Annotated in this window: 12 protein-coding genes; 6 read left to right on the forward strand and 6 right to left on the reverse strand. The window is 59.9% G+C overall.

The genetic code is table 11. The features are described 5' to 3' along the window. Window positions 1–203: 203 nt before the first annotated feature. The 5 genes from ACOBR2_RS06800 to ACOBR2_RS06820 all read left to right on the forward strand — a co-directional run bounded on the left by ACOBR2_RS06800 (window position 204) and on the right by ACOBR2_RS06820 (window position 5,343). A complete protein-coding gene (locus tag ACOBR2_RS06800) occupies window positions 204–956 on the forward strand; it encodes an isoprenyl transferase (RefSeq protein ID WP_420239988.1) in 753 nt (250 codons plus the stop codon). A gap of 56 nt (window positions 957–1,012) precedes the next feature. Next, window positions 1,013–1,837 (forward strand): phosphatidate cytidylyltransferase, encoded by an 825-nt coding sequence (locus ACOBR2_RS06805; protein ID WP_420239279.1) that lies wholly within the window; start codon window positions 1,013–1,015, stop codon window positions 1,835–1,837. Window positions 1,838–2,127: 290 nt separating this feature from the next. After that, on the forward strand, window positions 2,128–3,282 hold the full coding sequence (locus ACOBR2_RS06810) for a 1-deoxy-D-xylulose-5-phosphate reductoisomerase (protein WP_420239280.1): 1,155 nt from the start codon (window positions 2,128–2,130) through the stop codon (window positions 3,280–3,282). A 154-nt stretch (window positions 3,283–3,436) separates the two neighbouring features. Beyond that, window positions 3,437–4,789, forward strand: coding sequence for an RIP metalloprotease RseP (gene rseP / locus ACOBR2_RS06815; protein ID WP_420239281.1), 1,353 nt, complete (start codon window positions 3,437–3,439; stop codon window positions 4,787–4,789). A gap of 119 nt (window positions 4,790–4,908) precedes the next feature. Continuing rightward, window positions 4,909–5,343 carry an acyl-CoA thioesterase gene (locus tag ACOBR2_RS06820; RefSeq protein WP_420239282.1) on the forward strand — a complete coding sequence of 145 codons (435 nt, stop codon included), beginning with the start codon at window positions 4,909–4,911 and terminating at the stop codon, window positions 5,341–5,343. Between the two features lie 88 nt (window positions 5,344–5,431). On the opposite strand, the gene ACOBR2_RS06825 is transcribed toward ACOBR2_RS06820, so the two are convergent. From ACOBR2_RS06825 to ACOBR2_RS06835, 3 genes are all read right to left on the reverse strand, one after another. Next, window positions 5,432–6,421, reverse strand: coding sequence for a polyprenyl synthetase family protein (locus ACOBR2_RS06825; protein WP_420239283.1), 990 nt, complete (start codon window positions 6,419–6,421; stop codon window positions 5,432–5,434). Between the two features lie 64 nt (window positions 6,422–6,485). Then, complete coding sequence (locus ACOBR2_RS06830; RefSeq protein WP_420239284.1) at window positions 6,486–6,989, reverse strand: YajQ family cyclic di-GMP-binding protein; 504 nt, start codon at window positions 6,987–6,989, stop codon at window positions 6,486–6,488. Window positions 6,990–7,201: 212 nt separating this feature from the next. Further along, window positions 7,202–8,029: a TatD family hydrolase gene (locus ACOBR2_RS06835; RefSeq protein WP_420239285.1), complete on the reverse strand. Its 828-nt coding sequence runs from the start codon at window positions 8,027–8,029 to the stop codon at window positions 7,202–7,204. 215 nt (window positions 8,030–8,244) lie between these two features. On the opposite strand from ACOBR2_RS06835, the gene ACOBR2_RS06840 reads away from it, so the two are divergent. Beyond that, window positions 8,245–9,516, forward strand: a complete 1,272-nt coding sequence (locus tag ACOBR2_RS06840) for an EAL and HDOD domain-containing protein (protein WP_420239286.1) — start codon at window positions 8,245–8,247, stop codon at window positions 9,514–9,516. A gap of 73 nt (window positions 9,517–9,589) precedes the next feature. On the opposite strand, the gene rpoN is transcribed toward ACOBR2_RS06840, so the two are convergent. The 3 genes from rpoN to lptC all read right to left on the reverse strand — a co-directional run bounded on the left by rpoN (window position 9,590) and on the right by lptC (window position 14,758). Further along, a complete protein-coding gene (rpoN, locus tag ACOBR2_RS06845; RefSeq protein ID WP_420239287.1) occupies window positions 9,590–11,224 on the reverse strand; it encodes an RNA polymerase factor sigma-54 in 1,635 nt (544 codons plus the stop codon). A 342-nt stretch (window positions 11,225–11,566) separates the two neighbouring features. Continuing rightward, window positions 11,567–12,295: an LPS export ABC transporter ATP-binding protein gene (gene lptB, locus ACOBR2_RS06850; RefSeq protein ID WP_420239288.1), complete on the reverse strand. Its 729-nt coding sequence runs from the start codon at window positions 12,293–12,295 to the stop codon at window positions 11,567–11,569. A 54-nt stretch (window positions 12,296–12,349) separates the two neighbouring features. After that, window positions 12,350–14,758, reverse strand: a complete 2,409-nt coding sequence (gene lptC, locus ACOBR2_RS06855) for an LPS export ABC transporter periplasmic protein LptC (protein ID WP_420239289.1) — start codon at window positions 14,756–14,758, stop codon at window positions 12,350–12,352. Between the last annotated feature and the right edge of the window lie 3 nt (window positions 14,759–14,761).

Consider the following 14,761-nt stretch of genomic DNA (forward strand, 5'->3'; position numbering starts at 1 on the left):
GGGCTTTATACTACATAGGGCTTCCCCGTCTGCGTCGTGCGCAGCACAGGCACAGGCGTTGCGCCCGCAGGTTGTCCGGCTTCCCGTCCGGATGTGGCAAATGCACTGTTGAGGCGATTCAATTGTCAGCAAGCACCCAGTTGCGCATCGATGAGTTGAGCGCGGAAGAGCGCGCCCTCTACGACCAGCTCACCCCCGGCCGCATGCCACAGCATGTAGCCATCATTATGGACGGAAATGGTCGCTGGGCCGGATCCCGATCCCTCAAGCGTTTTTTGGGCCATCAGCAGGGGGCGCGCAGTGTGCAGCTGGTTACTGAAACAGCTTCGCGCATCGGCCTGCCCTTTCTTACGCTCTACGCTTTTTCGCTTGAGAACAATCTGCGTCGTCCCCGCGCCGAGGTCAACTTTCTGATGCGTCTGCTGAAGGCCTATCTGGAGGGCAACGTGGAGCGCATGATGGCCAACAACGTGCGCATGCGCTATGTGGGCCGCATTCACGAACTACCCAGCGAAGTGCAGGACAGAATGTTCTGGGCCGAGGAAAAGACCGCCCGCAATACCGGAACCACCCTGACTCTGGCGCTGAACTACGGTGGCCGTTCCGAGATTGTGGACGCTGTACGCCGTCTGGCTATGGATGTCGAGCAGAAGAAGCTTGATCCGGCCAGCATCGATGAAGAGGCGATCCACCGCTGCCTGTATACAGCGCATATGCCCGACCCTGATCTGCTCATCCGCACCTCGGGGGAGATGCGGGTTTCGAACTTCCTGCTCTGGCAGATCGCCTATTCCGAGATTTTCGTGACGGACCGTCTTTGGCCCGACTTCCGTGGCCCGCATCTGCTGGAGGCCATCGCCGACTATCAGCGCCGTGAGCGCCGGTACGGTGGGATTGGCAAGAACGGCGGCGAGGTCGAGGAAAACAACGAGAACATCGAAATTAAGGTTAGCTGAAGGCTGAGAGTTGATGACCGCTCTTTCGTCCCGGCAGTGTATTCTCAATCCTGAGCATGAAACGAGTTCTTACAGCAATCGTTCTGATTCCGGTCGTTCTGGGCCTGGTCTTTTTGGCCCCCAAGTGGCTGTTTGCCTTGTGCGTTGCCCTGGTGGCGATGCTGGCCAGCTGGGAGTACATGAACCTTGCGGAGCAGGGTGGCTTCAAGCCTCCGCGCATTGTGGTGCTGGTGGCCGAGCTGCTGCTCTTCGCCGGCTATCTGGAGTGGCCTGACCGCGCCATGGCTATCTTTGGCTTGCTCAGTCTGCTCATCTTCGTCTACTGCACCTTCAAGTGCCCGGTGGAGCGGGTGATGGCCGACGCAGCTTCGTCGATCTTCGGTCTGGTCTACGTGGCTTCCACCCTGCTGGTGCTGCCGGTGTTGCAGGCGGAAACCAACGGTCCTTCGCTGGTGACCTTCCTGCTTTGCACGGTCTGGGCGGGCGACTCTCTGGCGCTTTACGCGGGCAAGTTCTTTGGCAAGCACAAGCTTGCTCCCAAGCTCAGCCCCAAAAAGACCTGGGAAGGTTCGGTGGGCTCGGTTCTGGGCAGCGTTTTGGCCGCCATCCTGTTGATGGTTATTGCCTCCATCCTGCAGAAGCGCGACATTACCGTGCTGACCTATGCGGATGAAACCTGGTACTGGCTGTTGCTGGCCGTGGTGGTGAACGTGGCTGCGCAGGTGGGCGACCTGGCCGAGTCTGGCCTGAAGCGCTCGGTTGGCGTCAAGGACTCCGGCAACCTGCTTCCCGGCCATGGCGGCATGCTGGACCGCATCGACGCCCTGCTGCTGGCCGCTCCGGCGCTCTGGTACCTCCAGTTGCTGCGTCAGGTGCTGTAAAAGCATTGTGTTTTATGGAAAAAGCCCGGCTTCAGCCGGGCTTTTCTATTTGTTCCATGGAAAAGGGCAGGCTTCATACCGAATTCTCCCTCAGGGGCTGAAGCCCCCACTTGTTTGCAGCAATTTACGGCCCGACTAAAGTCGGACCCTGTTACAAAACCGTCCGCAATAAGTTTTTCCGCAGCTGCTCGGCGGGAACTTTCCTGACTTAGGCGCCTAACCCCATGAAGCGGGGTCGCGGCAAATGGCCCTGAGGAGAGATAATAAGGAGCTGAAAGGGAAGATCTCCGTTGAAACGACTCGCGATTCTTGGCTCCACTGGCTCGATCGGTACCAGCACCCTCTCCATCGTCGAACAGTTCCCCGACCGCTATTCCGTGGCCACGTTGGCTGCCGGGCGCAATCTGGACGTTGCCTTTGAGCAGACCGTCCGTTGGCGTCCGCGCCTGGTTTCACTGGCTACGGCCGAGCTGGCCGATGCGCTGAAGAAGCGCCTGAGTGCGGCGGGCGTGACCGGCGTTGAAGTAGCTCATGGAACCGAGGGCACCGTAGCCTGTTCCACGCACCCCGAGGCTGACTTTGTGGTTTCCGCCATCGTAGGCGTTGCGGGCCTGGAGGCGACGCACGCAGCTATTTTGGCCGGCAAGCCTATTGGCTTGGCCAACAAGGAATGCATGGTGGCCGCCGGTGAGATTTTGACCGTGGCCGCCCGCGAGCGCAGTGTGCCCATTCTGCCCATCGACAGTGAGCACAACGCCGTGCACCAGTGCAAGCGCGTGGGCACGCCCAACGAGGTCAAGTACGTTTGGTTGACGGCCTCCGGTGGACCTTTCCGCCAGCTGCCCATTGAGAAGTTTGCCGACATTACGCCCGAGCAGGCCCTCAAGCATCCCACCTGGGTGATGGGCCGCCGCATCACCATCGATTCGGCCACCATGCTCAACAAGGGACTGGAAGTGATCGAAGCCTGCCGCCTTTTTGACGTACCCGCCGAGCAGGTGCGCGTGACCGTTCATCCGCAGTCCACCGTTCACTCTCTGGTGGAGTACGTGGATGGCTCGATTTTGGCGCAAATTTCGGTGACCGACATGCGTCTGCCGATCCTTTATGCGCTGGCCTATCCGGAGCGCCCAGCTTCGAACCTGACCTTCGATCTGGCCGCCCTCAAGCATCTGGACTTTGAGCAGCCGGACTTCGAGCGTTTCCCCTGCCTGCGTCTCTCGTATGAGGCGGCGCGCAAGGGCGGAGCCCACTGCATCGCGCTCAATGCCGCCGACGAGGTTGCCGTCGAGGCCTTCCTGAACCGCCAGATCCCCTTCCTCGGCATCCCGCGTACAATCGAGAAGGTTCTGGCCGCCACGCCCGAGTCGCACCCGGCCACCATTGCCGAGGTGCTTGCCGCCGACCGCCAGGCGCGTGAAACCGCACACGCTTTTCTGGCCTAGGACATTTTTCCGACTCAAGACGGGCCGATGCCGTTTTCAGCTGTTGAGATCGTCAACAGAATGGCAACGGCCCGCAACGAATCATCGGACCAGATGGTAATTCGACGGGCTCCGGCCCCTCGCGCTCACCCCCCAAGGAATACACAGCGCAGCTATGCATGATTTTCTGGTAACCGTCGTCGCTTTCCTCGTGCTGATTGGCCTGATGGTCATCGTCCATGAGTTTGGTCATTTTATCGTGGCCAAGCTCTGCCGCGTACGTGTCGAGGCTTTCTCCTTCGGCTTTGGCCCGCGCCTGTTTGGCTACAAGTATGGCGACACCGACTACAAGGTCTGCCTGTTGCCGCTCGGCGGCTTTGTTAAAATGACCGGCGAACTTCCAGGCGAGGATGCCACCAACGATCCCGGTGCTTTCACCGCGCATCCGCGCTGGCAGCGCATGTTGATTGGCGTGGCTGGCCCGGTGGCCAACTTCATCCTGGCCTTTGTGCTGCTGTTCGTCTACTACGCTGGCTTCAACGAGGCGTACTCGGTGCATCCGGCTACGCTGGAGTGGGTGACGCCCGGCTCGCTGGCTGACCAGAGCGGCTTCAAGCCCGGCGACGTGATTGCCCGCTTTGCCGACAAGACGAACCCCGACATTGGTGTGTTGCTTGACGAGATTGCGGACAGCACCGGCAGGACGGTTCCCGTCATGGTGCAACGCAATGGCGCGGAGCTCAACCTGAGCCTGACTCTGCCGGAGATCGACAAGGGCGGTGACCTGATGGACGCCGGCTTCTATCCGCACATCGTGGAAAAGCCGCTGACCATCGATCAGATCATTCCCGGCTCGGCCGCGCAGGCTGCCGGATTGCGTCATGGCGATCAGATTCTTTCTGTGGACGGCTATAGCTTCCACACCCTTGAGCCGCTCATCGACTATCTGAAGGCGGGCAAGGGCAAGCCTCTGGCGCTCACTGTGCACCGTGCCACGGCTGCTGCGGGCGTGAACGAGAGCCTTAGCATTCAGCCCCGCGCGGAAGACGGCGTATGGCTGATCGGCATCCGGCCGGATGGTTACGGCGACATTCCCGTGCGTCGCGCGCCCATCACGGTGGGCCATGCCGGTACGCGTGCCTTCGACCTCTGCGTGGATGAGTCGAAGATGATTGGCGTCATGATCGAGAAGTTGCTGACGCGCAAGGCTTCGGTCAAGCAGCTCTCCGGTCCGGTGGGCATTGCCGTGGTTGCGGGCAAGGCCGCCGAGACGCACGACTGGGGCTCCAAATTCCAGCTGGCCGCAGGCATCAGCCTGAATCTGGGCATCCTGAACTTGCTGCCGTTCCCGATTCTTGATGGTGGCATGATCCTCTTCCTGTTGATCGAGAGCATGCTGCGCCGCGACATCAGCATGGAGATCAAGGAGCGCATCTATCAGGCGGCATTTGTGCTGATCGTGATCTTCTTCGCCTTCGTCATCTTCAACGATATTTCCAACCTGCCGCTGTTTGCGCGGTTTAAGTAGCAGAGCACAGAGAGCAGAGAGCAGAGAGAAAACACGGGCTGTCTCTGTTCTCTGCTTGATGGGGCATTGCTCTCTGATTCTGCAAACTGCACTTTACACTCTGTTCTCTGATCTCTGTTATGCCAGTTACTACTGAAATTCGTGTCCGCTACGCTGAAACCGACCAGATGAACGTGGTCTATTACGCCAACTATCTGGTCTGGTTCGAGATTGGCCGCACCGAGCTGTTGCGGGCCGCAGGGCTCACCTACGACAGCCTCGAAAAAGAGCACGGCTGCATTCTTCCCGTGGCCGATGCGCACTGCCGCTACCGTTCGTCCGCCCACTATGACGACACAATTCTGATCGAGACGACGGCAGCGCTCATCCGTGGTTCCATCGTCAAATTTGCCTACCGGATTCTGCGTAAAAATGTGGACGAGCCGGCGACCGTGCTGGCCGAAGGCGAGACTACGCATGTGGTCTGCGATGCGCAGATGAAGCGTGTGGCGCTGCCCAAACAATATATTGAGGCGCTCAAGTCCGTCGCCGAAGCGCCATGCGGTGATAAATAGGGTTCATGGACCTGAAGGTCTGTGTTTTTCCGTTGTAGATAACAAAAGGCCCTCCCATGCGGGAGGGCCTTTTAGTGTCTGGCAATGGCTACTTTTCGCGGGCTACGACAAAATCCGGCATCCACGAGAGAGCCTGCTTGTATCTGGATTCCGGCAGCGGAGCCAGTGCCTGACGGCCCTGCTCGGCATAGCGGTCGGCTATGCTCATGGCGTACTCGATGGAGCCGTTACGCTTGAGAATCTCCTTCAGCTCGTCGTGGCTGACCCGCTCAAAGCTGCGGTCGTCCAGAATGTGGTGGATGGCCTGCCGGTCGCGGGCCGTGCCGTGGTCCATGGAGTGAATGACCGCCAGCGTCGCCTTGCCTTCGCGCAGATCGCTGGCTACGGGCTTGCCCAGAACCTCTTCGGTTGCGGTCAGGTCCAGCACGTCGTCCACAATCTGGAAGGCCAGGCCCACGGTGCGGCCGTACTCGACCAGGGCGTGTTCCTGTTCCGGGCTGGCCGCAGCCAGCACCGCGCCCAACTGCATGGAAACCGAGAAGAGGCAGGCCGTTTTGCGGTAGATCAGGTCGTAGTACTCGGCCTCGCTGACCGCCTTGCCCAGCTTTTGGATCTGCAGCAGCTCGCCCTCGACCATCTGCTGGGTCAAGCCGATCAGCAGGTCGAGGATGCGCAGGTTTTTCTCTTCAAGCGCCACGCGGAAGGCTTGCATGTAAAGCCAGTCTCCGGCGAGTACGCATTTTTCATTGCCCCAGGTGGTGTTGGCCGAGGGCCTGCCGCGCCGCGTGTCGGCACCATCGATGATGTCATCGTGGACCAGCGTGGCGGTGTGTACCATCTCCACCACTGCGCCCATGCGGATGGCGCCCGCGCCATCGAAACCCAGTGCATGGGAGGCCAGCAGCAGCATCGACGGACGAATCCGCTTGCCTCCTCCGCCGCGCAGATACTCGGCAATTTCGGTAACGGTACTGACGCTGGATGCGGCGTCGCGTCCCAGTTCCTGCTCAATGGCCGTCAGATCATCCCGAAGCAGGTCAAAGATCTCTCTTGCCGTCGCTATGGCCAGTGTGTTCAAGGCGCTCCGCTTCTGATAAGGGGTTGAGTTGGCAGAGCCCGCGTGGGCTCTGCGTGGCAATTTGTTAGTTGCTACGGTAGTTGGTGAACTGCAAATCCACGCCCAGATCCTTGCCGCGCAACAGGGCGATGATCGCCTGCAGCTCGTCGCGGTCCTTGCTGGAAATGCGTACCGTATCGCCCTGGATCGTGGCTTGCGCCTTCTTCTTCGAGTCCTTGACCAGCTTGACGATTTCCTTGGCCTTTTCGCTTGGAATGCCCTGCTGCAGCGTGATCTTCTGCCGCACACTCTGGCCGGTGGCCTCTTCCAGCTTGCTGTAGGTCAGATTCTTCAGCGATACGCCGCGCTTGACCAGCTTTTGGCCAAGAATTTCCTTGACCGCCTCCAGCTGATACTCGCCCGCCGAAGCCAGCTGAATCTCCTTGTCGCCCTCGGCCAGATTGACCTCCGACTTGGAGTCCTTCAGATCAAAGCGCTGGCGAATCTCCTTGACCGCCTGCTCAACGGCGTTGCGCACTTCTTGCACATCCACCTTGCTGACAATATCGAATGAATTTTCCTGAGCCATGTTTCTTTCCTTCAACCTCATCCGCAATTTCATGTCGGTAGAGCATGTAATTACGGTGCAATCATATCAGTTTGTGAACAGACCTTCTTATGGAGCAGGCCCGGTTTCGGCCGTGTCCGCAAGCTTCTTCAAAATCAACCGGAGCTTTTGCCCCGCGGAGCAGATAGCAAGCGCGGGATTTTCGTGGGGAAATTGAGCCTCTGTCCGAAGTATCAGTTTCCCACGTTTGCTTCCAGTCCAAACAGCTGGAAGAAGTTTTTCGTAGTGGAGGTAGCCAATTCAGCAGTACTGATTCCCTTGCATTCGGCCAGAACCGCAGCCGTGCGCACCACCCAGCCCGGTTCGTTGCGCTTGCCGCGCTCGGGAACCGGCGCAAGATAGGGCGCATCGGTTTCCAGCACCAGACGATCGAGCGGAATTTCGGCGGCCACCTCGCGCATGGGTTGGGCTTTGGCGTAGGTCAGATTTCCGGCGCAGGAGATCAAAAATCCCATATCGAGCGCTTTTTTCGCCTGCTCCAGCGTGCCGCCAAAGCAGTGCATGATGCCGCCTAGTCCGGTGCGCCGCCAGTGCTCTTCAAGAATCGGAAAAAAATCGTCGAAAGCGTCGTCGGTTCCATCCTTGGGACGGCAGTGGATCAGCACTGGACGCTTGCGCCCGTCGGCCACTTCCAGTTGCCGGATCAGCCCCTGCTGCTGGATAGCGTGGTCTGTGCCCTCGTGGTAGTAGTCCAGCCCGATCTCACCGCAGGCAATCACCTCGGGCTCGGCCAGCAGGCCGTCCAGCTTGGCCAGTACGGCGTCGTCAATGTCTTGCGTGGTGTGCGGATAGACTCCGGCGCTGGCCCACAGTTGCGGCACCTCGGGCTGGCCGTTGAAGGCCCGGCAGATCTCCAGCGCCTGATGCATTTCTGCAGGGCCTTCGCCAATTCCAATGGCCAGAATGCCGCCTACGCCGGCCTGATAGGCGCGGTGCAGAATTTCGGCGCGATCTTCGCTATAACGGGGACTATCCAGATGAGCATGGGAATCAATCAACAATGGGACCTCGGGGGCGGGAGCGGGAAGCAACCTCCATAAATAGTTTAACGGCTCGGCCCCTTTTCGATGAACCTCTGCACCTCCTTTTAGAAAGAGGCAAAATGCTCCACGGTTTAGCAATCGGGAACCTGCAGGGTTTTTCCTGCATTCTGGCCTTGTCTTCATTGCGGAAGTGCATCATTGTTTAAGCTGAGGGCCTTTGGGTCGATAACAAAATGAATGAAAAAGGCAAGCCAGAAAATTTGAGTTCGGAAGTCTCGGGTGCCGGTGCGGCATCCGCTGCAACAGAGCTTCATTCCTTGGTACGGCAGCCGATTCTGAATGCCCGGCATCAGCTTGTCGGCTATCAGCTCATTTTTTCGCGGAGCAACGGCGATGCAGAGGGGGATCAGGAAGCCTCGCGCGTGATTCTCGACAGTATTCTTCTGCACGGACTGGAGGCGCTGACCGGTGGGGCACCGGCATTTCTATCCTGCAGTGCGGAATTTCTTGCCGAACCGCTTGTCTCCGCGTTGTCGCCAGAGAGCGTGGTGTTGGAGGTTTCGTCCCGGCTCGAACCGCTTCCGGAGACGCTGGAGGCTTGTCAGAATCTGAAGGCTCAGGGCTTCAGGCTGGTGTTGAGTGACTATACCTGGACCTCGGATCCGCATCCGTTGCTGCCTCTGGTGCAGTACGTCAAAGTAGACTTCGAGGATCTGGAGCAGAACGAGTGGGCGCGCATTCTGAAGAGTATCGAAGGGACACAAGCCGCTCTGGTTGCCGACAAGATTAATAGCCGCCAGAGTTTTCAGGATGCGGTGGCAGCGGGCTTCAGCTATTTTCAGGGTTTTTACTTCTGTGAGCCGGAACCGGTGCACAAGACCAAGATCTCCGGCAACAAGCTGCTGCATACCGAACTGTTGCGCAGACTGCACGAAGATCCACTCGATCTGAAGAAGATTGTTCCGCTCGTGAAACGCGATACGGCATTGGTTTTCCGGCTGCTCAAGCTGGTCAACTCGCCGGTTTGCGCGATCCGCCAGGAGGTCTCTTCTGTCGAAATGGCCATTCTGGTTTTGGGTGAATCTGCCTTCCGCCGGATGGCCATGCTGGCGATTCTGGGCGAAATCAATGCCGGGCAACCGGAAGAGGTGCTGCATACCGCGTTGACTCGGGCCCGATTCTGCGAACTGGCGGCACCGACTAGCAATCTTGACGCGGAAGAGCAGTATCTTGTGGGCATGCTGAGTCTGCTGCCTGTCATGTTGCAGCAATCCATGGCTGACGTGGCTGCCGGACTGCCCTTGCGCGCCGAGGCCAGAAGCGCGCTGCTGGGCGAGGCGGTGCGGGAACGTGCCCAGCTTGCCTGGGTCGAGGCGCACGAGAAGAACGAAACCTCCCATTCCTACGCCATTGCTGACCGGTTCGGGCTGAATATCCAGAAGATGGAACAGTTCTACGTGGATGCGATGATGTGGGAGTCGATTACCGCACGGTCCATTCGGTAGGCTCTGACAGCATATAAAACAGCTAGGCCCGCACTGCAGTGCGGGCCTAGCTGTTTTATGTGATCGGCTTGTCTCAGTCCCTCTTCCGCCGCTGGTGGGTGGAGGGAATGTTCATGTCTTCGCGATATTTGGCGACGGTGCGGCGGGTGATCTGGATGCCGTGCGTCTGCAGCAGGGCGGCCAGCTGGTCGTCGGTGAGCGGCTTCTTGGGGTTCTCATCTTCGATCAGTTTGCGTACCTTGCGCTTGAGCACCAGGAGCGGCGTGTCAGCGCCTTCCGGGCCGTTCGAACCTTCCGAGAAGAAGAAGCGTAGCTCCAGCACGCCCTGCGGTGTGTGGGCGTATTTGTTGGCGACCGCGCGGCTCACCGTGGAAGGATGCACACCGATCTCTTCGGCTACTTCCTTGATCATCATGGGACGCAGCGCTTCAATGCCTTGATCGAGGAACTCGCGTTGGCGGCGGACGATCACCTCGCAGGTGCGCAGAATCGTGCTCTTGCGCTGGGCGATGTTGCGCATCAGCTGCAGGGCGGAGCGGAAGCGCTCCTTCACGTATTCCTTGACGTCGCGGTCGGTGTTTTCGGCAGCGAGCATGCGGCGGTAACGCTGGCTCAGGCGCAGGCTGGGCAGATCTTCTTCGTTCATCGAGACGATCCACTCATCTCCACTCTTCAAGAAGACGACGTCGGGCTCAATCAGCCGGGTCTGCTCACGGTTGAACATGCGCCCGGGGCGCGGGTCGAGCGTGCGGATGAACTCAAAAGCGGCATGGGCTTCGTTCACGCTGATCTGTGCGGCCTTGGCCAGATCCTTTACATCGCGCTTCTGCAGCAGGTACAGATGGCGGTCAACGACCAGGGAAGCAATTTCCATGGCGCGACGGCGTTCTTCGATCTTTTCTTCGGCTTCGGCGCGGAAGCCGCGATGCAGGTTCTCTTCGTCCTCAGCCGCGTTGCTTTTCGCATACAGCTTGCCGAACTCCAGTTGCTGGGCGCGTATTTGCAACAGAAGGCACTCGCGCAGGTCGCGGGCGGCTACACCGGCCGGGTCCAGATGCTGCACCATCTCAATGCCGCGGCGCACCAGTTCGAGGGCGGTGGCCCGGTCCTGCTTGTGGGCTTCCTGCAGCTCATCATCGGCCATGCTGGGCAGCGGAGCCAGGCAGGCTTCCACCAGTTCATCGTCGCTGGCGGCCAGATAGCCGTCCTCGTTCAGATTGCCGATGACGAACTCGGCGATGGTGTATTGCTCTTCGCGTAGGCTCAGAGCTCCCAGCTGCCACGCCAGGTGATCGGCCAGCGTCGTGGGCTGAGAGAGAAAGTTTTCAAACGAGGGTTTTTCGCTTTCTTCAAACTCCTGCTGCGTGCGATAGCCAGGGTCCAGATATTCCTGGAAGTATGCGCCGAAGTCCACTTCGTTGAACGGGTCCTTGGCTTCGGGCGCTGCTTCTTCGCTGTTGCCGTTGCGCTCGGCCAGGACAATGCGTTCATCCCGTTCCTCGCGTTCGAGCTGCCCAGCCACCTCATCCAGCATCGGAACAGACTCATCAATCTCTTCAAGAACGGGATTTTCGACCATCTCGGCATCGATCATCTCCTTGAGCTCCAGCTTGTTCAAAGCCAGAACACTGACCATCTGCATCAATCCTGGAGTAAGGATCTGCCGTTGAGCGACTTTCAGCGAAAGTTTGGGTTGCAGCAGCGCCATTGATTGGACTCGTTCCTTTTTGGTCTTAAAGCGAGTGTACCCGTGTAAGAAAAATCTTAATGGGGAAAGTGTCAAAAAACGAGCCATCTGTACCGGAATGGGTCGTAAATTGCTTCATGGTCCGGTTTTGGTCCTTCGTGTGCGCTCTCAGAAGCCTTTTGGCTGTCAGAATGTGTCCGAATTGCATCTGGAGGGCCGTTCCAAGCCTTGGAAGAAGAATATCTTAGACCGTATAAGTTTCAGTGCGGGAAAACTGCTGCGGCAGTCAGAGGAAATTTTATTACCCAAAAAAGAAAGACCTCCCGAGCGCTGGCCCAGGAGGTCTTTTTTTTTTGGGAAGAATTATTGCAGGGAAAATCCCTCGCCCAGATAGACGCGGCGCACTTCCATATCGTTGCCCAGTTCCTGGGGCGTGCCGGCGCGGAAGATGCGGCCTTCGGCGATGATGTAGGCCCGGTCGGTGACGCTGAGTGTTTCGCGCACGTTGTGATCGGTGATCAGGATGCCGATGCCGCTGGCCTTCAGGTCAAAGATGATCTTCTGCAGGTCGAGCACGGCGATGGGGTCAATGCCGCTGAACGGCTCGTCGAGCAGGATGAACTTGGGCTGAATGCAGAGGGCGCGGGCGATTTCCACACGGCGGCGCTCACCGCCCGACAGCGCATAGCCGCGGGTGGTGCGGATGTGGCCAAGGTTCAGCTGCGAGATCAGCTTCTCCATGCGGCCACGGCGTTCGCGGTTGCCAAGGGGCTGGGCTTCGAGCACGGCCAGGATGTTTTCTTCCACCGTCAGCTTGCGGAAGACCGAGGGTTCCTGGGGCAGGTAGCTGATGCCGTAGTTGCGGGCGCGCAGGTACATGGGCACATGCGTGATCTCCTGATCATTAATCCGCACCGAGCCGGTTTCCGGTGCAATCAGGCCCACGATCATATAAAAGCTGGTGGTTTTTCCGGCGCCGTTCGGGCCCAGCAGTCCCACCACCTCGCCCCGCGAGATATTCAGGTCAACGCCTCGCACCACCTGGCGGCCCTTATAGGTTTTGCTAATGCCTTCCGCGATCAGTGTTTCCATTGAGTCCTTGCGCAGGTTCCGGCGCAGAGTATGCGATGAACCCGTCGACGCCAGTTAACGCGGCGCGTACGTGTTGGTAGTGGTCTTCTGGCCGCGACCTTCGATACTGACGCTATCATCGCGGCTATGGAAAATCAAAGCCTGCCCGCTTACCGTGCCGTGTTCCGGATCGGTCAGCTTGGGCGTGGAACCGTTCGCGCCGGTCAGCACATATTCGCCGCTTGAGCCGGTGTAGGTGAGCTGCTCGCCGGTGCCATGGCGCCCCTCGCTGCTTACCGTGACGTGGCCGCGGGCAATCAGTTGTTCCACCTGGGCGCTGCCTGCGCTGGCGTGGTTGCTGGCCTGGGCCAGGTGCAGTTCCACTTCGGAGGATTGGGTGGTGGCGGCGCTGGTTTCGGCAATCACCGGGCCCAGCGCGCCGCCCTGCATGAAGGCCGTGCGGTTGCTGTCGGTGTACTTCAGATTGCCGCCGCGCACCCGGAGCACGGTGGGCGTATTCTGCTGCTGCTTGGCGTTGGAGTGCTGCTGATTATTCAGCATGGTCACGCGCACCGGCTCGTTGCGATCACTGCTGTAGGCTTCCAGAGTCTGCTGCTGGCGCTTGAGCACGATGGTAGGCGCGGTGACCGCATTGGCCTGCTGCCACAGGCGCGCATGGCCGCGGAAGGTGGCATCCTGCCCATTCTGCGACTGATGTACCTCGGCCTCGGCGGAGACGACGTGGGCCGGATCTTGTCCGCCCAGGGTGGGCGCATGTTGGCCGGGCTGCGCGCTCTGGCTCCAGGTGGCCTTGACGTTGCCGTGGGCGAAGGCGTCGCCGCTTTCCTCGGAAACATCGATCTTGTCGGCCGTCAGCTGCATGCCGCCCTGGTCCACGCGGGGATTGACGGTCAGATGCAGCCACTGGCCATCGCCAGCGTACTCGGCGCGGCCGGCGGTGGCGCGCAGGGGGGCAGGAGCGGGTGCGCCGGCCTTGGAGGGCTGCAACTGGGTGAGCAGAACGTGCTGCTCCAGCACGGCGGCCTGCAACTGGTTCTGGCCCTTGTTGCCCATGCTGCCAAAGCGGGCCTGGATGCGCTCGCCGGTGGCTGTCTGGTGGGCGCCGCTGGCGGTGTTCTGCTCCATGGTGGCGTGGCCGGTACCGGTGAGCGCGCTCAGCGTGGATCTGCTGGTGAATTGGCCATCGACGCGGTCGGCGTGCATGTGGGCGTCGCTGGCGGGTTCCTTGCCGCGCTGGCTGTGGCTGGTCAGCTCCACACCGCCGGTTCCAGTCAGGGCGGAAGGCTCGGTGTTGCCCTTGCCCGCGTTGCGGAAGTCGATCTCAGCTACCGGAGAATGCCAGTTGCGTTCCAGATGCAGCGGCTCGGGATGGGTTCCGGCAGTCATGGTGTCTTCGACGGTATGCAGGGTGACGTTCTGCTCCAGATGCGCATGGTGCAGGCTGCCCTGCGGAGTGAATTCCAGATCCGCCGAAGTGGCGGAGCCGTGGGTCAGGCGGCCGTGGGCCAGCGAATCCATGGTCACGCCGTTGCTCAGGTGGCCGTGGCGGGGCTGGCTGTGCTCGTCGAATTCCAGAGTGCCGTGAGGGGCCACAATGCGGCTGCCGGTGGCGGTGGTCAAGGTAAAGCCACCGGTCGCATCCAGCTGGACGGCCGTACCATCGGCGCGGAATTCAATGCGGGCCTGGCCGGCTGTGGCCTTGCTGTCGTGATAGCTGGCGGTGGCCGAGTAGAGGGTGCAGAGCATGTTGCTGTGGGCAAACTCGGCGTGGTCTGCGTTTACCTGCACGGCCTCGCCGTTGCGGATGCTGTTCATCTGGACGTTATGATCCAGCTCCAGATAGCCGCCCCGCGAATCGTAGGTGGAACCGATGGAGCTGCCCGTGCCCTGCGCGGTGCTGAAGTCCACCTTCTGCGTGGTGGAGGCAATGCCGGTGTTCCAGTTGAAGGTCAGCAGGGTGGTCTTGATGTGGACCTGCCCGTCGGCCTTGTTGGCGCTGGCTTTACTGGAACCAGTCCTGTCGGAGCCAGTCTTGGAAACGTCTGTTTTGGAAGCGCTTGCCGGAGCAGTGTCCGGGCGCGCGAGAGTGATTTCCACCGGCCCGGTGGCCTTGGCCAGGCCAGTCTTCTGGTCGTACTCGAACTCGTTGCCCTCGATGCGATCCACGCGGTTGCCATCTTCGCCGTAGATCTCGATCTTGACGTTATGCAGCAGAGCGTTGCCCTGCTTGAGCTGCACGACCTTGGAGGCTTTTACCTTGAACTGCGCGTGCGCACCCAGCGCGTGGGAAAACGTGACACCATCCGATTCCTGCTGAATGTCGAGCCCCAGCTTCTGAGGCAGATCGTGGCTGACAAAGTGGCTCTTCCACTTGCCAAAGGCCAGAAAACCGACCAGGGCGGCCAGCAGCAGCAGGGCAGCCACGAGAATCAGCGCACGCAGGCGTTCGATGGTCAGGCGCACAGA

Origin of the sequence: Telmatobacter bradus (assembly GCF_048629425.1) — a bacterium.
GTDB lineage: Bacteria > Acidobacteriota > Terriglobia > Terriglobales > Acidobacteriaceae > Telmatobacter > Telmatobacter bradus.